The 21,280-nt window shown below is 39.6% G+C and carries 20 protein-coding genes; 4 read left to right on the top strand and 16 right to left on the bottom strand.

From position 1 onward, the window contains the following. Positions 1-15 precede the first annotated feature (15 nt). The 14 genes from glpK to R8N23_RS01055 all read right to left on the bottom strand — a co-directional run bounded on the left by glpK (position 16) and on the right by R8N23_RS01055 (position 12,848). Positions 16-1,500, bottom strand: a complete 1,485-nt coding sequence (gene glpK / locus R8N23_RS01120) for a glycerol kinase GlpK (protein ID WP_318169719.1) — start codon at positions 1,498-1,500, stop codon at positions 16-18. A 162-nt stretch (positions 1,501-1,662) separates the two neighbouring features. Then, positions 1,663-4,050, bottom strand: a complete 2,388-nt coding sequence (locus R8N23_RS01115) for an ABC transporter permease (protein ID WP_318169718.1) — start codon at positions 4,048-4,050, stop codon at positions 1,663-1,665. A gap of 140 nt (positions 4,051-4,190) precedes the next feature. Further along, the gene (locus R8N23_RS01110) at positions 4,191-5,432 is read right to left on the bottom strand and encodes a PDZ domain-containing protein (protein ID WP_318169717.1); all 1,242 of its coding nucleotides are present in this window, start codon (positions 5,430-5,432) and stop codon (positions 4,191-4,193) included. Between the two features lie 89 nt (positions 5,433-5,521). Continuing rightward, a complete protein-coding gene (locus R8N23_RS01105; protein WP_318169716.1) occupies positions 5,522-6,052 on the bottom strand; it encodes a dihydrofolate reductase family protein in 531 nt (176 codons plus the stop codon). Continuing rightward, positions 6,049-6,516 (bottom strand): RidA family protein, encoded by a 468-nt coding sequence (locus R8N23_RS01100; protein ID WP_318169715.1) that lies wholly within the window; start codon positions 6,514-6,516, stop codon positions 6,049-6,051. The genes R8N23_RS01105 and R8N23_RS01100 overlap by 4 nt, the downstream gene beginning before the upstream one ends. Positions 6,517-6,575: 59 nt before the next feature. After that, positions 6,576-7,535 carry a hypothetical protein gene (locus R8N23_RS01095; protein ID WP_318169714.1) on the bottom strand — a complete coding sequence of 320 codons (960 nt, stop codon included), beginning with the start codon at positions 7,533-7,535 and terminating at the stop codon, positions 6,576-6,578. A gap of 113 nt (positions 7,536-7,648) precedes the next feature. Beyond that, entirely contained in the window at positions 7,649-7,981 is a 333-nt protein-coding gene (locus tag R8N23_RS01090; RefSeq protein WP_318169713.1) for a hypothetical protein, read from the bottom strand. A gap of 105 nt (positions 7,982-8,086) precedes the next feature. Beyond that, a complete protein-coding gene (locus R8N23_RS01085) occupies positions 8,087-8,443 on the bottom strand; it encodes a TfoX/Sxy family protein (RefSeq protein ID WP_318169712.1) in 357 nt (118 codons plus the stop codon). Then, positions 8,443-9,111 (bottom strand): DUF2461 domain-containing protein, encoded by a 669-nt coding sequence (locus R8N23_RS01080; RefSeq protein ID WP_318169711.1) that lies wholly within the window; start codon positions 9,109-9,111, stop codon positions 8,443-8,445. Before R8N23_RS01080 ends, R8N23_RS01085 begins: the two co-directional genes overlap by 1 nt. 79 nt (positions 9,112-9,190) lie before the next feature. Beyond that, positions 9,191-10,006, bottom strand: a complete 816-nt coding sequence (locus R8N23_RS01075; RefSeq protein WP_318169710.1) for an RNA polymerase sigma factor — start codon at positions 10,004-10,006, stop codon at positions 9,191-9,193. 7 nt (positions 10,007-10,013) lie between these two features. Then, positions 10,014-10,430, bottom strand: coding sequence for an MgtC/SapB family protein (locus R8N23_RS01070; protein WP_318169709.1), 417 nt, complete (start codon positions 10,428-10,430; stop codon positions 10,014-10,016). Positions 10,431-10,570: 140 nt separating this feature from the next. Next, positions 10,571-10,927, bottom strand: coding sequence for a DoxX family protein (locus R8N23_RS01065; RefSeq protein ID WP_318169708.1), 357 nt, complete (start codon positions 10,925-10,927; stop codon positions 10,571-10,573). A 105-nt stretch (positions 10,928-11,032) separates the two neighbouring features. After that, a complete protein-coding gene (locus tag R8N23_RS01060) occupies positions 11,033-11,728 on the bottom strand; it encodes a LytTR family DNA-binding domain-containing protein (RefSeq protein WP_318169707.1) in 696 nt (231 codons plus the stop codon). Then, positions 11,721-12,848, bottom strand: a complete 1,128-nt coding sequence (locus tag R8N23_RS01055) for a sensor histidine kinase (protein ID WP_318169706.1) — start codon at positions 12,846-12,848, stop codon at positions 11,721-11,723. Before R8N23_RS01055 ends, R8N23_RS01060 begins: the two co-directional genes overlap by 8 nt. Positions 12,849-13,055: 207 nt before the next feature. Here R8N23_RS01055 and R8N23_RS01050 point away from each other — a divergent pair, with 207 nt between their 5' ends. Together R8N23_RS01050 and R8N23_RS01045 are read left to right on the top strand one after the other, a co-directional pair. Next, on the top strand, positions 13,056-13,940 hold the full coding sequence (locus R8N23_RS01050; RefSeq protein WP_318169705.1) for an ABC transporter ATP-binding protein: 885 nt from the start codon (positions 13,056-13,058) through the stop codon (positions 13,938-13,940). 2 nt (positions 13,941-13,942) lie between these two features. After that, positions 13,943-17,500, top strand: coding sequence for an ABC transporter permease/M1 family aminopeptidase (locus tag R8N23_RS01045; protein WP_318169704.1), 3,558 nt, complete (start codon positions 13,943-13,945; stop codon positions 17,498-17,500). Between the two features lie 44 nt (positions 17,501-17,544). On the opposite strand, the gene R8N23_RS01040 is transcribed toward R8N23_RS01045, so the two are convergent. Next, positions 17,545-18,225, bottom strand: coding sequence for a hypothetical protein (locus R8N23_RS01040; protein ID WP_318169703.1), 681 nt, complete (start codon positions 18,223-18,225; stop codon positions 17,545-17,547). Positions 18,226-18,285: 60 nt separating this feature from the next. Between R8N23_RS01040 and msrB the strand changes: the two genes are divergently transcribed. Beyond that, the gene (gene msrB / locus R8N23_RS01035; RefSeq protein ID WP_318169702.1) at positions 18,286-18,768 is read left to right on the top strand and encodes a peptide-methionine (R)-S-oxide reductase MsrB; all 483 of its coding nucleotides are present in this window, start codon (positions 18,286-18,288) and stop codon (positions 18,766-18,768) included. Here the strand turns inward: msrB and R8N23_RS01030 are convergent, their stop codons facing one another. Next, complete coding sequence (locus tag R8N23_RS01030; protein WP_318169701.1) at positions 18,769-19,548, bottom strand: SDR family oxidoreductase; 780 nt, start codon at positions 19,546-19,548, stop codon at positions 18,769-18,771. It abuts the gene before it with no gap. Between the two features lie 94 nt (positions 19,549-19,642). Between R8N23_RS01030 and R8N23_RS01025 the strand changes: the two genes are divergently transcribed. Beyond that, entirely contained in the window at positions 19,643-21,190 is a 1,548-nt protein-coding gene (locus R8N23_RS01025; RefSeq protein ID WP_318169700.1) for a peptidase, read from the top strand. The last annotated feature ends 90 nt before the right edge of the window (positions 21,191-21,280 follow it).

Here is a 21,280-nt window from a genome sequence, read left to right as displayed (position 1 = left end):
TGAAATGTTTACTTTTTATCTAGCCCAATTCATACATCTCTTCACAGCATTGTGCCAACCTGTGTAGAGGTAGTCTCTGGTAAAATCGTCCATTTTAGGCTTGAATGTTTTTTCTAATGCTTTTTTCTTTCGTACATCGGCCATGTTCCATAGACCACTAGTAATTCCTGCAAGGAAAGCAGCCCCCTGTGCTGTTGATTCCACGTTTTTAGGCCTCTCCACAGGTACATTTAGTATATCTGCCTGAAACTGCATCAGGTAATTATTGGCGGAGGCACCGCCATCTACCTGAAGTGAATCTAGTTTGACCCCTGAGTCATTGGCCATCGCAAACAGTATATCGCGTGTTTGGTAGGCCAGAGATTCTAAGGTGGCCTTTATGATTTCGTCATTGGTGGTGTCTTGCGTTAAGCCGAATATTCCTCCTCGGGCATACATGTCCCAATAAGGAGCGCCAAGTCCCGAAAAAGCCGGAACCATATAAACGCCACTGTCTCCATTAGTCCGCTGAGCAATTCTTTCTGTTTCTTCTGCGGAGTTGATCATTTTCAGTCCATCGCGGAGCCACTGTATGGCTGCTCCGGCCATAAAGATGCTACCTTCAAGCGCGTATTCGATTTTCCCATTAAGTCCCCACGCAATTGTAGTGAGCAGACCATTTTTTGAATATTGAATTTTTTCTCCTGTATTCATTAACAGAAAACATCCTGTTCCGTAGGTGTTTTTGGCCTGACCTGGATCGAAACAACCTTGCCCGAAAAGCGCTGCTTGTTGGTCTCCGGCGACACCCATGATAGGGATGTCTCCGCCTTGCACCTGGGCCATTCCAAAATGAAAACCGGAATGAGTTACATCAGGAAGCATTTGCCTAGGAATTTCGAATCGTTCTAATAGTTCTTCGTCCCAGCTCAGCTCGGAAATATTGAAGAGCATAGTCCTGGAGGCATTGGAAAAGTCCGTGATATGTGAAGCGCCATTGGTAAGATTCCATATCAACCAGGTGTCAACGGTACCAAAAATAAGATCTCCTGCTTCAGCAGCCTTTTTCGCTCCTTTTACATTATTAAGTATCCAGTGCACTTTGGTCGCCGAAAAATAAGAGTCGATGACTAGTCCGGTATTTTCTCTGACATAGTCCTCAAAGTCATCATCATTTTTAAGTTGCTGGCAAAAGTCAGAGGTTCTGGTGTCTTGCCAAACAATAGCATTATATACAGGGTTTCCAGTCTTTTTGTCCCAGACGATGGCGGTTTCTCGTTGGTTGGTAATGCCAATACCTAGAATTTGGGAATTGTTTACTTTACTTTTTTTAATGACTTCGTACATCACATCCAACTGTGATTTTAGGATGTCGTAGGGGTCATGCTCGACCCAGCCATGCTTTGGATAAATCTGCTTGAACTCCTTTTGAGCCATGGTCACAACCTTGCCTTTGTGATCAAAAAGAAGAGCTCTTGAACTTGTGGTTCCCTGGTCAAGCGCCAGTATGTATTGCTTCATGCGGACAAATTTTCATTAAGTTAAGCACAATATTCAAATAATTGAACAGCAATCTTATTTGATGTTAATAATTGTTTTTAACGACAGCGATATTGGCAAAACCGTGATGCAAATCAACAAAAAAAGCGGCCGAAACCGCTTTTCCATTCCATTGATTTTTTATTAGTTATCTCGTATCGCAGACGAAGGGTTGGCTACCGCTGACTTTAGGGAATGATAGAGTACGGTCACAAATGCAATGAACAGTGTAAATACTGCAGATAAAGCGAAACTTGTCCAGCTGAGCTCCATGGCGTAAGCAAAGTCCTCCAGCCATTGATCCATAAAGTAATAGGCAATTGGAAAAGCCACTATCATGGATAAGATGATCAGTTTAAGAAAATCTTTCGACATCATGATGATAATGGTCATTACGCTGGCTCCAACTACCTTTCTTATGCCTATTTCTTTTCGCTTAGTTTCGGCGGTGTAAGAGGCTAAACCGAATAAGCCCAAACAAGCAATCGCAATAGTGAGCATGGAAAATATGGCAAAGACTTCTCCTCTTTTTTCGTCAGCGACGTACTGCTGTTGAAAGCCTTGGTCTAAAAAGGCATATTCAAATGGGCGGTTCGTTACTACTGATTTAAAAGTCTCTTCTACTTCCGACATCGTTGATGTCAGGTTAGCAGCTTTCATTCGGACAATCATTTGTCCATTGTTAATACCATTATAAACCACAAGCGGGGCAATAGGTTCTTGCAAGGAGATGAGGTGATAGTCCTGAACCACTCCGACTACGGTATATTCCTGAGTGTCCAGGTCATCATTGAGAAATCTTCCAAACTTTTTTCCTATTGGGTTTATCCAACCCATTTCACGTACCATTTCTTCGTTCACTATTACGGCTGAAGCCGTATCATTTCCAATGTCAGCCAAAAAATTACGACCTTCAACAATAGGTATTTCTAGAGTCGGAAAGTATTGGTTGTCAACTGTAATGTTTTGAAAAATCTTTTCAATCATTAAGCCATCAGCAGATTCTACTCGAATGCCGCTCATGCTCATTGAGTTGGTGCCAGGTACACCAAAGCCTGAGCCTACAGATTCTACATTTGGATTTTGAAGTAATTGCTGAGAGAGCACATCCAACTTCTCTCTAACTTTTTCTCCTTCTAAAGTGACCGTTACTACTTGCTCTCTATTGAAGCCGAGTTCCTTGTTCCGCAGGAATTCTAACTGATCAAAAACAATCCAGGTGCTCACCACCATTCCTAAAGAAATCGCGAATTGAGCTACAACTAATACTTTACGCAGTGATTCGTTGCCCTTGCTTTTTTGTGATTTGCCTTTGAGAACTTCGGCAGCTTTGAATCTTGATAAATAGAAAGCGGGGTAACTTCCTCCTACTAGTCCGACGAACAATACTACAGCAAATAATATCACCAACATTTTAAGGTTGATAAAATTCTGATCAATGGCAAGATTGGCCAATTCGTTGAAGTGTGGAATTAAAAAGAAGGTTAGAATCAGGCTAATACCAAGAGAGATAAATGCGATGACCACAGACTCGGTCAAAAACTGACCCATGAGTTGCGTTTTATATGAACCCATGGCTTTTCTGATGCCGACTTCCTTCGAACGAGAGACAGATCTTGCGGTCGCCAAATTCATGTAATTGATACAGGCGATAAGCAACATGAAAAATCCAATGGCACTAAAAATGTATAGGTAGCTGATATCGCCTTCGGCGCCAAAGTCCATGTCGAAATTGGAATAAAGGTGAACTTCCTTTAAAGGCTGAAGAGAAAACTCTGCAGAGGCACTAAATTGGTTATAAATAGGAGCCATGTATTTATCATACAATTGGCTCATGACGGGTAATACATCATTGGCCTCAGTGTCTTCGGAAAGCAGTAAAAAAATTTGATCATTCATGTTGCCCCAAGAGTCTTGTCCGGGTGAGTTCATTCCATAAGAAATCAGACCATGTGCACGAATGCTTGAGTTGATTTTAGGGTCAGCCATAATACCCGTAATCAATTTCGTATCTTCTCCATCCGTTTTGACAGATTGACCTATCGCGGAAGCACTGGGGAACCATTTGTTGGCCAGGGATTCAGAAATGACCATGGTATTTGGCTCACTAAGGCAAGTACCTCTATCTCCTTCAAGCAATTCGAAATCGAAAACCTCAAAAAATGAGGAGTCTGTCTGTAGAATATCATTCTCATAAAAGTAGTTTTCCTTGACTGCGATGAGCATTTCTCCTCGACTAGTTACCCTTACGAAGTTTTCTACAGCGCCAAACTCGTTTTTTAATGTTGAGCCGACAAGCGAAGGCGCAAGAGGAACATGGAATTCAGTGTCTTGGACATTGGCTTTTGTCGTGACTCTATAGATATTTTCCATATTGGAATGAAAACTATCGTAGCTTTTTTCAAAATCAATATAGAGGTACAGCAGTAAACTACTCACGATTCCAATCGTCAGGCCAATCACATTGATAGTGGAATAGACCGGGCTATTCTGGATATTGCGAATAGCAATGGTGATATAATTTCTAAGCATAGTCGTATAATTCTGCTTATTTTTTGACAAACGTTGTGCCGAAGTAATTAACCACAAGACTGTCAACTACTTACAAGAATCAGACGACTAAAACGAGTGCTTGAAATGTCCAGTACTGAACAAAAAGGTGTACGCCAAAATTAGATAAATCGAGCTAATCGATAGCTGCATTCAAGTTGTTCCTCCCCGCGCTTCACCACGAAGGTTACTTTTTTACCTTCTTTGGTAAGAAACAGGTTTAGGAATTCTCCATAGTTATCGATGGTGAGTGGTACGTCATTGATCGACAAGATAATATCTCCAGCTTGTATGCCGGATTCTTCTGCAGGAGACCCTTTTCGAAGAGACTTGATAGCAAAGGAATAGTCTTTTTCATTTTTGACTGAGATACTTATTCCACTCATGTCGTATTCAAATAGATCCGAAAAACTGTTGTTCTTTTTGAGGTAAATTTTAGAATGGTGAAAGTCATAGATTACATTAAAGCGTTGTAGAACGCCTTGGCCAATGGACCCATCACCATATTTTTTGGACTCTTCGTTTTGATTAATATGTTCTGGCTTGGCAAAAGTGGCCAAAGGATTTTCCAGCGAAAAGTCATCAATATCCAAACTTCTCAACCTGCCGACATGACCCAATATTTCTCCACCAAATGACTGACCAATTGGTACTTCCAAATTTCTATAAGGAAGAAAGTAATCCACGGAGTCGTCTTCAAAAAACACGGCATGGCTGGCGCCTGATTTGAGCATGAAGTTCATTTTTCGTGTTTCCCAACTTTCCAGCACCACTTCTGTTTCTATATATGGCTTGCGTTCGACGATATTCATCGGCAATTCGGTGTAACCTTTGGGTTTGTCGAATGATTCAGGTTTGTGGAGGGTAAGGATTGACTTGGAATGATCCACCTCTACCACAAAACTTTTGAATACATCATAACCAATGAGACCATGTACTTTAGTCCCGGCCAACCCTGCCAAATTCAGATAATCAGTTTCTAAAACCAACATAGAAGAAACGTCACCTGTCGACACACTATCTGACAAGGACATTTTAGCATCTATGGCTACGTGGCCATAGTAGATCTCGTCTGCATTTTGCCCCAGTTTCATCTTTCGAGCATATCGAAACTCCAAAAAGTCACCAACAGCTTTTTCGGTAAGAATGGTGTGTTCAATGCTGGTATCCAATATGAAATTGACAGCTACTTTGTTTTTGAGGGTAACCTCTAAAACGATTAGGTTATTAAAATTTTGAAATGGAATCTCAACGCTTTCTGCACCTTTCGGTAAGGTAAACCCAAATTGGCCGTGAAGAGATTGAGTAATTGAAAGACTAAAAATTATTGCGACCGTGATCGCATGACGTAACGACTTTTTCATTTTTCTCCTAGCTGAATAATTTAGAAGATAACAATTACCGATAAAATTCCCTTATTTGCTGACCAGTTTTAGGATGAGCGGTAATAGAATTAGTGCCTTTTATAAGTGAGGTTCACGAACCCTGTATCGAAAGCTTCTGTCTTCACTAATTCAAATTGGGTCTCTTTTGGAGAATTGGGGAAAAGCGGAATCCCACTTCCCAGTATCACTGGTGTGATGGTCAATAGCATTTCATCTATCAATCCAAGATCGAGCATAGAGGAAATGAGCACTCCACCACCAACAACCCAGATGTCTTTACCTTCCTCATTTTGCCATTCTTTAATCTTGCTTTCGAGCGGGTCATTAATCAAATAAGTGTTTTCAGTTTTGATTTCAACCTCTTTGGAACTGACAATATAAGTTTTGCAATTAGGATAGGGCCAGTCGACGCCAAACCCCAACACTTCCTCATAAGTTTTTCGACCCATGATTAAAGTGTCGACAGTATCATAAAAGGCATAATACCCATAGTCTAACTTGTCTGGATTGGGTACAGCATCCAACCAATCCAACGAGCCATCGGCTCTGGCGATAAAACCGTCAATGCTGGTGGCGATGTAGAGTTTACATTTTTTCATTTTTCAGAATCATTAAGTGTAAAGGTGGCGGTGAGCCCAACAGAGAAATTTCGAGGTAACTTGTCTACTCCAAAAATAGCTCTCGCATGGGTGCCTTTATCACCTAACACCTTTATAAAAAGGTCAGAGGCTCCATTTACAACAACAGGAGAATCATCCCAGCCTTCTTCCGCTTGAAAATACGCATCGAAATGATTGAGTCCGTCTATATGCTCGAATCCAACTTTATGGTTAATCTGAGCAAGTACATTAAGAGCACAAAGCTCCATGGCCTGATAGCCTTGTTCATTAGTGAGAGTATCACCTAGTCTTCCTTGAAAAAGGTACTCCCCATTTAAAATTGGAAATTGTATGGCAATATAGGCTATGTTCCCACGTATGTTGACGGATGTGTAAGACCCACCTGGCTGGGAAACTTGGGGAAGTTCTAAATTGAGCTGAGATAAGGTAGAAAGAAAGTCCATAAATTTCTGTTTCGTTTCGGTAAAAAAAGGTTTACGAAATTCTCAGAATGATGGTGAGGCTACGACTGAATTCTTTTTTGCCAACCCAAAATGATGGTCTCATTTTTTGCTAGCAACTCATCATGTTTAAATGATAAAAAATAACTTTCATTAGTTATCGACAAGATGACCTTCATCATTTCTTCGCGTGAAAATTTTTGAGCCGCATCCTTCTCGATTTCACCCAGATGATCTTTGAGAGAATTATACCCCAGAATTAAGTCTGAGAAGTTCAGTTGGCAATTGATCAGCTGGATCATCAATAGTTTAGAGTAGCGATAGCTTTCTCTGCGATTTGGAAAATAGAGTTCCATAAAAGCCATGAACGTATCAATATTGAGCTCAGTAGTGGGTGTAAACTCGGTCGATTGGGCAGTGAGAGAAGCTCGAAAGAGATTTTTTTCGAGCTTCAGTGCTTGAAATTGCTCATCGGCCAGCTCTAAAAGGGCACTCAATTGAAACAACTTTCTTCTGAATATTCTGGGCGTGTGCTCTGCTTTTTTATATTCCAGTTTTCCTTGGATATGCGCCCAGGTATGCATCAAAGCCGTTCGAGTTTGGACCTCAATTTTGTAGCCACTGTAAGTGCTGTATTCCGGTTCGTTGGGTAAGGTTACAATGTAGTGATTGGACCGGTAGCCAAAACGATCTGTTTCTGCTTCTTGAATTTTGTCAATGCTGTTTTGTATCTGGAAAGTTTGGCCAATGATGTCCCCAACACTAGGCAGGTCATTGATGTAAAAACAAATGACCCGTAAGCCACAAATATCTTCTGTGTCGCTATAGGGGTCAGTGTACTTTTTACGTGAAATTTTTTCGTAAAATGACTCAAAGGACTTGACTCGATGACTGACATGCAATAGCTCGATGCCCTCGTTATGAAGCGCATCTCTCAATAATTCTTTACCGGTAAGGCAAACCTGTTCATAGGTCTGCTGGTGATCGATGTACTTGGCTTTGAGCTCTTTCTTAGATGCCACGGTGATTTGCTCTTAATATTTAGTATAAATTAAATATTAATTCACTCCGATCACTTTTTTGTAGAAATTATTTTTGACCTAAAATGTACTGAACATAAGCTTATAACATGCTTTTATCCATCGTAGTTGTCATTGTCAGACAAATAATCTGCATCTGAATGTTTGTCTTCATAGTCGTCCCTGACATCGTCACGAAGATTGCCATCATCATCATAATCATCGTCTTCGGCAATCAAATTTTCAGCCTCTGAAATGGACATTCGGATCAAGTAGATTTTTTCGTCTGTTTCAAACCGCAAGGCACTTGTTTTTCCACCCTCTTTATTGGTGAAACTGAAAATGTGTTGGCTATATCCTTCTGGGTATACCAACTTGATTTGCTCTTTTAATTCATCGCTGAGCTTCTCATATTCTTGAGTGACTCGTAGTTTATTTTGATTGTCCATCTTTTCTCTGCTGACGTGATTGTTCAATATAAAAAATGTGTCAGAAATTTTCGCCAAAGAAAAGGATAAAACTTTCAATTTGTCAATAGTGCAATGAAGATTTAGTTAAGTCTTTTTCTCGTCAAGGTTATGATTGAATGCAATGGACAACTTCACCCAATGAGAAAGATTTTTGTCTGAGTCAATTTCCATCTCATAGATGGAAACAAAATCTTTCATCACTTTTCCCGCAGGCTGAAAAGGAAGGCAGTTTTTGTTCTTCAATGCCACTTGTACGGCTTCAGCTCCAATGCGAGCAATGAGTCTGGGTTTGCCATTGGTTTTGTCAATGCTAGTGCCTACACACATTTTTTCGTTCATGACAAAACAAAGACCACCCATGAGTCTTTTAGCTTCTGCTGAAACCCCCTGCTCTTGAAGTTCGCGGGCAATTCTATCGGCGAGGTGTTGATCGTAGGCCATCAGTTGTGAATAATTGAAGTGAGATATTCATTTAGTGGTCGAGCCGCACGCCAGTAATCCATCAGTTCATCGAGCAAATGGTCGGAGGTGATCATCGTAGACTCTCGTCTAGACACAAAATAGAATTGCTTCTTCAGCAGCAATGGGTTCTTTTCAGAGGCTTCTTGAAATTCAACGGGCATTCTTTTACTTTCTTCTCCCTGAATGGTGCCGAACTTGGCTTTGAAACTCTCTTCCTGAATCAATACTTTTAAAGTAGTAGGGTTCTTCTTAATATCTGACCTAAGATTAAAAAGTTGGTCCTTGTTCAACACATAGGCGCCGCCCATGATACCCACTTCTTCTGGCGTAAACCTTAAAAATAAACCCGGTACGCTTTTGTCCTTTCGTCCACCGTTTGATACCACTGCTGAGTAGTGGAGGTTGTAAGGGGTTTTGTCTTTTGAAAACCTCAAACCACGATTGATTCTAAGGATACAGTCCTTTGGAGAAATCGACAAAGAAGGATCTTCTTTTTGAATGGCTGCAATCAGGTGTGACAAGAAAAACTCGAATGGTTTTTTGACCTCTGATTCATACCTTTTCTTATTGGCATGAAACCATTCTTTTTGATTGTTGATGGCGAGCTCATTGAAAAAACTAGTAAAGGATTCCGTAAAGTATTTCATAATTCAATTGAATAGATGTTTGATAACGTTTCCCTTTAGACCAATGAGCGAGACGAAACGGACGAAATATTGCAATTATTTATGAATTTTCTTGTGAAAGGGCCATTTCTACCCATTTTGGGCTGTTTTCTAAAAAGTAAGAATGAAGATGACTACTTGGATTTTCTAAAGGGTCTAAGTTTTTCACCAATTCCATACGCAGGCTTAGGAGTTTTTCTTTGTCTGGATTGGAACCTTCTCGGACCATTTTTATTTGATTGGCTTTGGATTGCTCATTCTGCTCAGGGTTTAGAATTCCTTTCAGTGAAGAGCATTGGTGGCACGTTCCTTTTTGGCTGACAAAGGCGCATTTCTCGTCAAATATTCTCGTCAGGTTTTTTCGAGCATCGGCAATAGCATGTTTCACTTTTCCTTCGCTGAGTCCAGTAATAGTCATGATTTCCGAAACCTTGAAATCATAGACATTCTTTAGCCAAATACAAACCTGCTGATCCACGACTAAGGTTTTAGTCATACAGTTGAAACAGTAGGAAATGTGTTCTTTCAATTCAAAACCTTTGTCTGGATTACTGTTGTAAACACCCCGCATTTTATCAAATAGCTCTTCAGAGTTGATGTGCAGTTTGGCATTAATCTGCTGGGCATCTTCTCTCCACCGTTTCTGCTTGGCTAAATGATTCTTAGCCAAATTATGTGCGATGGTAAATACCCAGGTTTTGAAGGAAGACTCTTTTCGGAAAGTATCTATGTTGTCCACCATCTTTATATAGGTGTCGTGAACTAGGTCTTCCGCCAGCGCACGGTTCGAAACCAATCGGAAAATAAATGAAGTCAGTTCACTCTTGAATTCAAGAAACTCAGATTCATAGGGAGTAAATTCGTCTTTTATCATCATTGATAAGTTATTTTCGGCGATTCAGCAATTTATTCAATGGCATTAGAATCAGGTGAATCGTAATAATGCAGGAAGTAGCAATTAGAGTTTCCATATAAAATCCTGCACCCGCAAAACAACCGATCGCAGAACTGCACCATACTGTAGCTGCTGTAGTTAGTCCATACACATTTGCACCTTCTTTGAAAATGATACCAGCACCAAGAAAACCCACTCCGGTCACTACTTGACCTATGATCCGTGTGACATCTCCTTGCTCTTCAGTAAGCTGAACAGACAACAACACATACAAAGCGGCTCCCATCGCGACTAGTGTATTAGTCCTGAGACCGGCAGATTTGTTTTGCCATTGTCTTTCGAAACCAATGACCATACCAGATGCTGCTGCTACAGCTAAACTTAGAAAAAAATCAAGTGTTGTCATAAATGTATTATTAAGGTAAAGTGCAAGAGACGAGTGAACATCGAATTTGTCTGGTCACAATGTCTTCAATTATCCTTTTATTGTGTTGAATGAAAGGGTAGTTCATACATTAAAGATTTTGTAGTGACAGATCAAGATATTTATATAAAGCTATATACCCAGTAAATCAGCAATGCTTGCAATGGCAAACGAACCAGCGTAGCCATCACTTGTTTACCTTTTTGTTTGGCCAATTGATAATGATAAATGTTGGCTGGAAAAACGGCAATCAACAAAGCAATTATTCCCCATGCCGCTAATGTTCTTGTTTCATCGAAAAATATAGCTGCACCAAGTAAAACCTCAATGGCTCCTACTATTTGATTAACCACTTTTGGACTTGGCACCCACTTTGGCATAATCTTCAAGAAGAATTTTGGACTTATGAAGTGACTGACTCCGGCGAAAACATAAAAAGCCGAAATACTATAAAGAGAGATGTTTTCTATAGTTATCATGTATACAATTCATTTTCTTTTAAGTTAGTCGATTCTGTCCATGATCTATTATAATTGGACGAAGGAGTTGATGAATAGTACTTTCAAAGCAATGGACTAGCTCATCTAAAGATAGAGCCTATTGATGATCGCGCGATAGGTCTGTCCTACAGGAATCTCATGATTTTGAATTTTGATTCTATTTCCTTCGATTAGGTTTATTTTGTCTTTGGCAACCATGAAAGACTTATGTACTCTAATAAATAGTTCATTCGACAGTGAGGACTCATATTCCGAGATCTTTTCGTGACTAATGATTACTTCTGCTCTTAAATGTAGTTTAGTATAGTTGCCATAAGCTTCGATAAATAAGATGTCATCGATTGCGATTTGGTGATATTTTTTATCACCTTTTATAAAGAACCTTTCATTAGACGACGTTGAAAGAGTGTTGGAAATTGAACCTTCCTGCTTGGGTCCTACGGCTTTGTTGATGGCCTTGACCAGCCGATCAAAACTGAACGGCTTCAACAAATAGTCAGCAACATTTAGCTCATAACCCTCCAGTGCAAACTCCTGATATGCTGTGGTAACGATAACCTGGGGTGGGTGAGTTAGCGTTCGCAAAAAATCAAACCCTTTGAGTTTGGGCATATTCAAATCCAGAAATATGATGTCCACAGTTTGTTCATTGAGATATTGCATCGCTTCGAGAGCATTGTAGCAGTTTTTGGCCAGCTCCAGGTGTGGCAGCATGCCACAAAACTCTTCAATTAGCTCATGCGCTAGTGGCTCGTCATCTACAATTATATATCTAATCATTGTGTTCGACTGTTAATTCTACCCTGAAGACGTCGTCCTTTGCAAGGATAGACAAAGTATGTTTGTTGGGGTAGATCAGTTTTAGCCTTTGTTTCAAGTTGTTTAGTCCAATACCAGAGGCCTCACTGACCTCTGCCGGATCGAAATTATTTTGCAGACTAAATTTAAGATGTCCATTGGCACTTGACAAATCGATTCGAATGTAAGCGTTGTCCGATAGTGATTCTACCCCATGTTTCAGCGCATTTTCTAATAGGATGATGAAAAGCAGTGGAGCTACCTGATCATTTTCATCGATGTGGTGATTGAAAGAAATGTCTACTTTTTTCCGATATCTGATTTGATGCAGGTCCAGATAATTCTGAAGATAAATTACTTCGTCCTTTAAAGGAACCCAATCTTTCTTTCCTTCATAGATAGAATAGCGCATCATTTCAGACAACTTCAGAATAACTTTTGGTGCTTCATCCGAGTGTTTGACGGTAAGGGAGTACAGGTTGTTCAGTGTATTAAAGAAAAAATGCGGATTGACTTGAGTTTTTAATAACTCCAACTCCGCTTGAGATTTGTCCGCTTCAAGTGTCTTTAGCCATTTCCATTGCTCATAAAAAAATAGAATGATCAAAACCGGAATAGGAACAAGAAAGAGTAAGAGTGCAAAAGTCTTGTCGTGCTCGACATAATATTCAAAATTCGGAGCGGATAATCTTAAATAGGTGAAATGAATAGATATGAGCGTATAAGCTCCTAAGATATAATACTGGTATTTTTTAAAGAAGCCAGGAAACAAAGTAAAAGCCAAGCCTAAATAAAAAATGAGTAGAAAGCATATTGTAATAGGATTGTCCGGGATGCTTTTATTGGAGTCGTACAATAAGACTAACACAAACAGTATCAAGAGACCAAAAAGCCTCAGCATCGTTTTCTTTTTTTGAATAAAAAATGAAAAGTTGTGGATGACCAGAGACAAGAGCAGCCACCAGATCGCAAAAATGAATATATCGTCAGTGTTCATTTCGCTTGGCAGAATAATGACGCCCAAATAGTCTAGTATATAGAAGAAGGGAACAATGATCAGCCCAATACCAAACGCTTTATATTTTTTGAGGAATTCAATCATAAGTCAAAATTACGCAGCTCACTACCAACTATTTAATATAAATGACAAACGATCCGATTTTTGACATGAACTGGTCTTAAATGCAGTCGAATGTAATACATGCCGTTTTTATACCTGTCTAACCCCAAAATAGGTGGATACGTCAACTTTATTATAAGGTCTGATTTTGAGCTACTAGGTTAGCACTAAATTCAAAATACAGGACTTATGAACACGCTTAAAATTAATCAACTATCAAAGACTTATGGCAATGGAGTCAAGGCACTCAATGACGTATCTCTGACAATTACGAATGGTATGTTTGGATTGCTCGGATCCAATGGTGCTGGAAAATCATCTCTGATGCGAACCATTGCGGCACTTCAAGAGCCAACTTCTGGAACTATTACTTTCAATGATATGGACTTGGTCCAACATCCAGAAGTCATCCGAAAACAATTGGGTTATTTGCCTCAAGAGTTCGGTGTGTATCCTAAAATATCTGCAGAGCGATTGCTAGATCATATGGCTGTTCTGAAAGGAATAGTCGATAAAAAAGAAAGAAAAGAGCAGGTTGAAGCTTTGCTGCAGCAAGTGAATCTGTATCAACACAGAAAAAAGGCAGTTCATACTTTTTCTGGGGGCATGCGCCAGCGCTTTGGAATTGCTCAGGCGCTTTTGGCTAATCCACAAATCATCATCGTCGATGAACCGACAGCTGGATTAGATCCAGAAGAAAGAAATCGATTTCTAAATCTATTGAGTGAGATAGGTGAGAATGTCATTGTCATATTGTCCACACATATCGTGGAAGACGTTCGGGACCTTTGCCCACAGATGGCTATTCTGGCAGAGGGAAAGATCATTACTCAAGGCAGTCCAAAGGAGTTGGTATCCAATCTAGATGGAAAAATCTGGAGTAAGATGATTAAAAAATCAGAACTCGAATCCCATAAAAAAGCATTTAGTGTTATCTCCACCAAACTCATCGCTGGTGAAACTCAGATTCGTGTTTATGCCGATCAAAAACCTGAAGCAGGCTTTGATCTTATTCAAGCTAATCTGGAAGACTTGTATTTCGTCACCCTTTTCAATCAAAATAAAAACGTATAATCATGTTTAGTCAATTACTTCGATTTGAAGCTTTTCTGCAAATGAAGCAGAGAGCGTTTATGATTTTTGCATTCATATTTTTGTTTTATGGGTTGGTGACAGGTGGACAAGGATTTGCTCCTGCAAACGTGAATTTCAATTCTGGATATCAGATTAATTATTACACAGGATTAATTTCATTAGGGTGTGTTTTTGTTATTATGTTTTTATCTATCAGTGGTGTACTGAGGGATAAAAGACATGGGATGGAGCATATAGTTTTTAGCACACCTATAAGTAAGGCCTTATATTTTTGCAGTCGTTTTACTGGATTGTATGTTTTCAGCCTGCTTTCATTTGTTCCTTTTCTTATTGGGTATGCTATTATGATCAACTTTGCAAATCTTGATCCCTCAAGAATAGCAGCATTTGATCTGATGAGGTATATACAGCCTTTTTTATTGATTGTTGTTCCTAATATCTTTTATTGTTCAGCGCTCATTTTTGCAGTGACTCTATTGAGCAAAAGCAATATCACGACTTACGTGAGTGCGTTTTTTATATACATGCTGTACATGTTGAGTTCTATGTTTTTAAACTCACCACTGATGGCACAGTCTGTTCCAGCATCGCCAGAATCTATGGCAATCGCGGCTTTGGCAGATCCATTTGGTTTAGCTGCTTTTTTCGAACAAACGCAATATTGGACGGCCTATCAAAAAAATAACCAGTTACTTTCCTTTTCAGGTCTATTTATGTGGAATAGAATCCTATGGATAGGATTTTCTCTCGTCGTACTTTTTATCACTTATCGACTTTTTTCATTTCGCGTATTAACTCAAAAGAACAAGAAACAAGAGACAGTCGAAGAATTACCATCAATTAAAAAGAGTTATAATCCGGTAGAGGTTTCGATAAGCCCCAAAACTCAACGATCCGCTTTTGTTTCTCTACTGAAGTTAGAGTGGGTATCGGTATTCAAAAGTCTTCCTTTCTTGGCTATTCAGGCGATATGGATGATCATCGTTTTCATGGAGTGTTTTGCACGTATAAACAATGGAGGTGCATATAATGATAGCTGGTATCCATTGACCAACTTATTGATTGATTTGTATGTAGACCCCTTATTCCTTTTCAGCTTTATTATGATTGTCTTTTATAGTGGAGAACTGGTTTGGCGAGAAAGGAGTTTCCGATTCAATACCATCATAGATGCTACTCCAGTTGCCAATTGGACGCTTTTCTTATCTAAGTTCTTGGTGTTGATTTCGCTGCCTATGACTTTGATTGCTTCTTCTATCCTATTATCCATTGGATTTCAATTGAGTATGGGCTATTCGGACATTGAGTTTACTCAATATTTGGCCCTATTTTATTTCTATGGATTACGCTTTTTCATTTTTTGTTTGATCGCATTATTTATTCAAAGCTTCGCGCGAAATAAGTTTTTGGGCATGGGGCTCACGATGATGATGATCCTATTTAGTTTTTTAGCTCCAAAAGTTGGCGTAGAACATTTGATGCTTCGTCCTGGAAATCTAACACTTCCAACGTATACCAATATGACTGGTTATTCGGCTGAAACCTTACAGTTTGCTCATCAAGCTATTTTTTGGCTGGCTTTTTCTGCAATTCTCACCTTATTTACTTTCAAGTTTTGGCAACGAAGAGTAGATACGAATTTGAGAATGCATTTGAGCCATGCTTTGTCAAACTGGAAAAATTGGGAACGCATTTCGATATCACTTGGCCTAGCCATTTTTATTGGCATAGGGAGTTTGATATGGTATAATACGCACGTGGTCAATGAATACTTTACAGCGGATGATGCTTTAGATTATCGTGAAGGTTATGAAAGAAAGTTCAAAAAGTATGAATCGCTGACACGACTTTATCATACAGATATGAGAGTTGAAGTGGACTTGTATCCAAAGGAACACCGCTATCTGGTCAAAGCCGATTATATCATGATCAATAAAGAGGAAGAGCCCATGACACAGTTGTTCATCACAGAAAACGAACCCTTATCTGAAATTAGAATAGAGAATGCTGAATTGGTTGAACAAGATGAATATTATGGGACATATTTATATGCATTTGAAAGTCCGATCATGCCCAATGAAAAAGTAAAAATGAGTTTTAAAATTGACCGAGAGTTTAAGGGTTATGAAACCAGTCAAGAGCTTGTAGAGAATGGCACTTATATCATGCATAGAAGCTTTGAACCAGTTCTCAAGTATCGTGAGAGTTTGGAAATTTCAGACAATTTTGAGCGGGCTAAAAGAGGATTGCCGCACAAAGAGGTAGAAGAAGTTTCAGATTTACATTTGTCAGAGGAAAACTACAAAATTGGAAGAGTAAATTATGAAACGGTCATTTCCACAAGCGTAGATGAAATGGCGATTGGTACGGGGACTTTAATCAACCAATGGAGTGAATCTGATCGGAACTACTTTCATTTCAAATCTGATCAATTAGTTATGCCAACAGTGGCTTACTTTTCGTCTGCTTACGAAGTACGAAAAGAAAGAATAGAAGGCATTGACTTTGAACAATATTATTTCCCAAAACATGATTTCAATATTGATTCGATCAGTTCTAGTGTTCAAAAAGCTTTGGCCTATTGTAATGCTAATTTTGGGACCTATCCTTTTGATCATTTGCGCTTAGCAGAAATTCCAAGTCATTGGCAAATGGGTGGATTTGCGCATCCAGGAGTCATCAGTATGGTGGAGGACAATCTGTATTTGATTGATATTAGAGATGCAGATGAATTTAATCTGGTCGCAAAGCGCACGATACACGAAGTGGCTCATCAATGGTGGGGTCATTATTTGGCGCCAAAAGTGGCTCCTGGAGCTAGCTTTTTTATTGAAGGATTGGCTAAGTATACAGAGGCAGTAGTGATGAATCAAGTGTATGGTAAAAGTGCATGGATTCAACTGGCACAAACTGCGCGAAGTAGGTATTTTAATGGAAGAGCTTACAATGGTGATCAGGAACAACCATTGTATTTGGTGGATGGACAAAGTCATTTGGTTTATGGAAAAGCGCTCACGGTTATGCTGGGTTTGCAAGAACTCATAGGAGAAAACACCATTAATACGATTTTAAAAGGATTGGTTGATGAGCATGGAGGGAAAGAGCCGTTTGAATTAACCACACCTATGTTCTTGGAAAGACTCTATGAAGTTTCAACCATTGACCAAAAAGTACTGATCGATGATTGGTTTAAAAGAGTGATAACTTATGAAATGTCTATCAAAGAAGCTGAAGTGGAGGCCTTAAATAATGGTCAATTTGAAATAACCATTCAGGTTCAAGTAAATCGTTTCGAAACCAATTCAGAAGGAGAAGAAGAACCGATTGGTATTGATGAAGCAATAACCATTGGTGTCTTTAGTGAGGATCCTTCCATTATCAAAAATGAAAGGGATGTTTTATACCTAAAGCCACATGCTTTCAATCAAGACAAATCTGAGATTAAAATTATTGTAGATGAAAAGCCACTATTCGTTGCCATTGATCCTTATGGCGCAAGAGTAGAAGAAAAAGTAGTGGATAACATGAAGCGATTGTAAGGTGAAATATGGAAGGCCTGGCGTAAGCTGGGCTTTTTTTTATTTTATTCCTTCTTCCCTATCCTAACCCAAACCATAGCATCTAATATTTTTTCCGGCCATTGGCTGTGGAGTGCAGAATCGATTTTTATGGACTCGTACAATTCAGTATAAAACACCTTTTCAACGGAAGTACCTGTAACTGCCATGTCATAAGGAGCAAAGATTTGATCAAAATCACGTCCGAGTTGTGAAGCAGCCAAGAAGCTAGCAATGGTGTCATATTCAGATGTAGCTGTAGAAGTATAACCACCAAAATCATTCAGATATTCATTTGTGACCTGTATGGCGAGATCACCGGTTTGCACCAAGCGACCCACAAACACACCAGACAATGAATCAAAGTTGTAATCCTTAGACGCATATGGCAAAATGGTTTTAAGATGCTTCATTTGTTCATGATAGGTTAATGACGGGTGAAGGCCCAGGATCAAGTTGACTCGTCCCTCCTTTTTGCTTTTGGTAAAAGCTGGAAAAAATAAAGTACTGTCTCCATCCAACACCATCAAGTAACCCGTAGCCTTTTCGCGGTAAGCGGACCCTGCCAATTCTTCATTGACATTAAAGCGTAAAATGATGGATTCGGTTTCGACAGGAGAACTTTCACTGACTTCTTCTTTTGTTGATTTTTCTTTTGGCTCACAAGCCCAAAGGAAGATCAAAAGGGCAAAGATTGGTTTTAACATAACATCTGAATTTATTGGGTTAAATTTATGTTGTACCTACCAAAAGGGAAAAGAATCATTATGAAACTATTTATTTCAGTATTAGCTATTTTATTTGTGACTGCTTGTCAAACACAAGGACAAGATCAGAATAAATCCACCTCATCCATCAAACAAAAAGTGATCAAAACGGAAACCGAATGGAAGGCAGAATTGACGCCTATGCAATATAATGTCCTTAGAGAAAAAGGAACGGAAAGGCCTTGGACAGGTGAGCTAAATAAAGAAAAACGTGAGGGAATGTTTTACTGCGCCGGATGTGGCAATCCCTTGTTCGAATCTAAAACTAAGTTTGAATCCGGCAGTGGCTGGCCAAGTTTTTACACTTATGCTACAGATACCAGTTTGCTGGATTTGGCAGATTATAAATATGGGATGGTGCGTACCGAGGTGATTTGTGCTAAATGCGAGGGCCATCTAGGTCATGTATTTGAAGACGGCCCAAAGCCTACTGGCTTGCGCTATTGTATCAATTCCGCGAGTATGATTTTTAAGGAAGATTAGTTAGTGTTTAAACCTATATTCCGTCTCCTTCTCCAACTTTTTCGAACTCACTTTTTTAAAGGGCGCAGATTCGTCGGAAAAGGTAGGAGCTTCAATGCCCAATTCCTCAGCAGCTTTTTCATAGAAGGATTGTCTGGTCTCCTCAGAAGGAGTACATGCATTGAAAATTTCTCCCCAATGGTTTTGTTTAATGATGGTCTGGATCACCCCGATGCAATCTTCGAGATGAATCATATTTACTGGGTTGTTTGCACCCGCCAAATTTTTCTTTCCGGCCAAGAATCTTCCGGGATGTCTATCTGGTCCGTATAGTCCCCCAAAACGGATTACTGTTGTGTCAATGGCCGAGTTTTTTGTAAATAGCTGTTCCATTTTTAGCAGAGGGATACCCCCGCGAGTGACACACGAAGAATCCGCATCGACTTCAAATACGGTCTTATTGTTCGAAGGATATACAGCCGTAGAACTAATAAAAATGACCTGCTTTGACCGGTTGTTTTTGAGAATAGACTTGAGCTGGTTTTCATGAAAATGCTCTTCACCGTTTCTATTTCTTGGGGGCAAATTGATGAGCAATATGTCCGCATCGAAAAACTCGGCTGATTCCCCTTCAACCTCTGGGTTAAGGCTCAACAGGAAGGGCTTTATGCCAGCCTTTTCTAGTAAAGGCAATTTGTCTTCAAGGGTTGTAGATCCTTGAACCTGATAGCCCGCTTGGGCTAAGTGCCTGCCTAGTGGAAGTCCCAACCAACCACACCCTAAAATACTAATCGATCGCATGTCGCGAATTTAAGCTATTCCGTTTATCACAAACCTATTCAATCTTATAGACTCAAAGGTTATATTGCCTTTTCAAAGTCAAAAAACTCATATAATGAAAAAACTATTTATTACAAGCTGGATGATTGCAGGAGTGATTCTCATTTCCTGCGGTCAAAAAACGAGTCTCAATTACAGTATCAACTTAAATGATCGAAGCAATGACGAGTTTAAAGTCACGCTGGATGTAAAAGGGCTTTCGGATGAAAACAATATTTATCAATTTGCTGCTACCGCCCCCGGTACTTACCAGACGATGAATATTGGTCGCTTTGTCAGAGGTTTTAAAGCCTTTGATAAAAAAGGAAATGAAATTGCGACGAAAAAGAAAGGTGAAAACCAATGGATACTTACAACTCCTAAGAAGATTGATAAAATCGAGTATCGCGTAGCTGAAACGTGGGACACCCCAGTGGAAGAAATGGAGATGTACAAAATGTGTGGCACGTCTATGGAGGACGACCACGTGTTATTCAATGCCCATTGTGTGATTGGTTATCCACAAGGCATGCAGGGAGAGCCATTGTCGATTTCGCTCGCCTATCCGGACGATTGGAAAATAGGGACGGCGCTTTCTAAAAACGAGCAAGGCGCGTATGCCGCAAAAAACTTTGACCATGCGGTGGATTCCCCCATCTTGCTGGGCAGGTTATCAGAAGCGAGTGCAGATTTCAACGGCACTAAGGTAGAACTATATACCTATAGCAAAACGGACAAGATTAAATCAGCAGATCTTTTGGAAAGCATGAGTGCCATGCTTGAGGCGGCCAACAAATTTGTGGTGGAATTTCCAGTTGATAGATATACTTTCTTATTCCATTTTGAAGATTTCAACGCGGGTGCTTGGGAGCATTCGTACAGCTCAGAATACGTCTATGTAGAAGACGATTACGCAGTGGATGGCGGCCCAAAAATTACAAGTACGGCTGCGCACGAATTTTTTCATATTATCACTCCACTCAATATTCATAGTGAGATCATCCAGCAATTCAACTTTGTGACACCTACGCCATCTGCGCATCTCTGGCTATATGAATCCACTACCGAATGGGCATCAGACATGATGCAAGTGAGAGGTGGATTAATGACACTGGAAGAACTTTTGGGTCAACTGAATTACAAGTTGAGAGTGAATGATTACTATTTTGATGCTGACTATAGCTTAACAAAAATTGCTGAAACCTCCTTTATGGAATCTGGTAGAAAAAACTATGGTAATGTCTACTACAAGGGAGCAGTTATCATTAACCTATTGGATATTCTGCTACTCGAAAAATCAGAAGGCAAACGAGGGATGCGAGAAGTGGTCAACGAATTATCGAAAAAGTATGGTCCGGAGAAAGCCTTTCCCGAAGATGAGTTCTTCAACATTTTTGTGGATATGACTTACCCAGAAGTAGCGGACTTTTTTGAAAAGTATATAAAAAATGATGAGTCATTGCCGCTAGCTGAATTTTATGCTAAAGTAGGTATTTCTTATGCTGCAGAAAGAACAGTAGGTGAAGGAGAAGAAGCCAAAATGGAGAAGTTTGTATTTGAGGTAGATGAAGAGGCTTCTGAAAAACAATTGGCCTTGCGTAAAGCATGGCTTACCAATATGTAATTGACAAATTAAAATAGAAAAGGCTGACTGAGTATTTTTGGTCAGCCTTTTTTTCTACTGTATAGAGGAAAAAGATAATTGATTATTGAA

The sequence above is a fragment of the Reichenbachiella sp. genome, assembly GCF_033344935.1.
GTDB lineage: Bacteria > Bacteroidota > Bacteroidia > Cytophagales > Cyclobacteriaceae > Reichenbachiella.
Note: the sequence above shows the minus strand (reverse complement) of the source record. Positions and strands in the feature narration are given on the sequence as shown.

Coding starts and splice junctions, on each gene's coding strand:
- R8N23_RS01100 (WP_318169715.1), bottom strand. CDS start 6,516: ATGGACTTTCTTTCTACCTTATCTCAGCTCAATTTAGAACTTCCCCAA.
- R8N23_RS01110 (WP_318169717.1), bottom strand. CDS start 5,432: ATGAAAAAGTCGTTACGTCATGCGATCACGGTCGCAATAATTTTTAGT.
- R8N23_RS01080 (WP_318169711.1), bottom strand. CDS start 9,111: ATGAAATACTTTACGGAATCCTTTACTAGTTTTTTCAATGAGCTCGCC.
- R8N23_RS01050 (WP_318169705.1), top strand. CDS start 13,056: ATGAACACGCTTAAAATTAATCAACTATCAAAGACTTATGGCAATGGA.
- R8N23_RS01075 (WP_318169710.1), bottom strand. CDS start 10,006: ATGATGATAAAAGACGAATTTACTCCCTATGAATCTGAGTTTCTTGAA.
- R8N23_RS01105 (WP_318169716.1), bottom strand. CDS start 6,052: ATGAAAAAATGTAAACTCTACATCGCCACCAGCATTGACGGTTTTATC.
- R8N23_RS01070 (WP_318169709.1), bottom strand. CDS start 10,430: ATGACAACACTTGATTTTTTTCTAAGTTTAGCTGTAGCAGCAGCATCT.
- R8N23_RS01030 (WP_318169701.1), bottom strand. CDS start 19,548: ATGCGATCGATTAGTATTTTAGGGTGTGGTTGGTTGGGACTTCCACTA.
- R8N23_RS01055 (WP_318169706.1), bottom strand. CDS start 12,848: ATGATTGAATTCCTCAAAAAATATAAAGCGTTTGGTATTGGGCTGATC.
- R8N23_RS01025 (WP_318169700.1), top strand. CDS start 19,643: ATGAAAAAACTATTTATTACAAGCTGGATGATTGCAGGAGTGATTCTC.
- R8N23_RS01085 (WP_318169712.1), bottom strand. CDS start 8,443: ATGGCCTACGATCAACACCTCGCCGATAGAATTGCCCGCGAACTTCAA.
- R8N23_RS01045 (WP_318169704.1), top strand. CDS start 13,943: ATGTTTAGTCAATTACTTCGATTTGAAGCTTTTCTGCAAATGAAGCAG.
- msrB (WP_318169702.1), top strand. CDS start 18,286: ATGAAACTATTTATTTCAGTATTAGCTATTTTATTTGTGACTGCTTGT.
- R8N23_RS01040 (WP_318169703.1), bottom strand. CDS start 18,225: ATGTTAAAACCAATCTTTGCCCTTTTGATCTTCCTTTGGGCTTGTGAG.
- R8N23_RS01060 (WP_318169707.1), bottom strand. CDS start 11,728: ATGATTAGATATATAATTGTAGATGACGAGCCACTAGCGCATGAGCTA.
- R8N23_RS01065 (WP_318169708.1), bottom strand. CDS start 10,927: ATGATAACTATAGAAAACATCTCTCTTTATAGTATTTCGGCTTTTTAT.
- R8N23_RS01090 (WP_318169713.1), bottom strand. CDS start 7,981: ATGGACAATCAAAATAAACTACGAGTCACTCAAGAATATGAGAAGCTC.
- R8N23_RS01115 (WP_318169718.1), bottom strand. CDS start 4,050: ATGCTTAGAAATTATATCACCATTGCTATTCGCAATATCCAGAATAGC.
- glpK (WP_318169719.1), bottom strand. CDS start 1,500: ATGAAGCAATACATACTGGCGCTTGACCAGGGAACCACAAGTTCAAGA.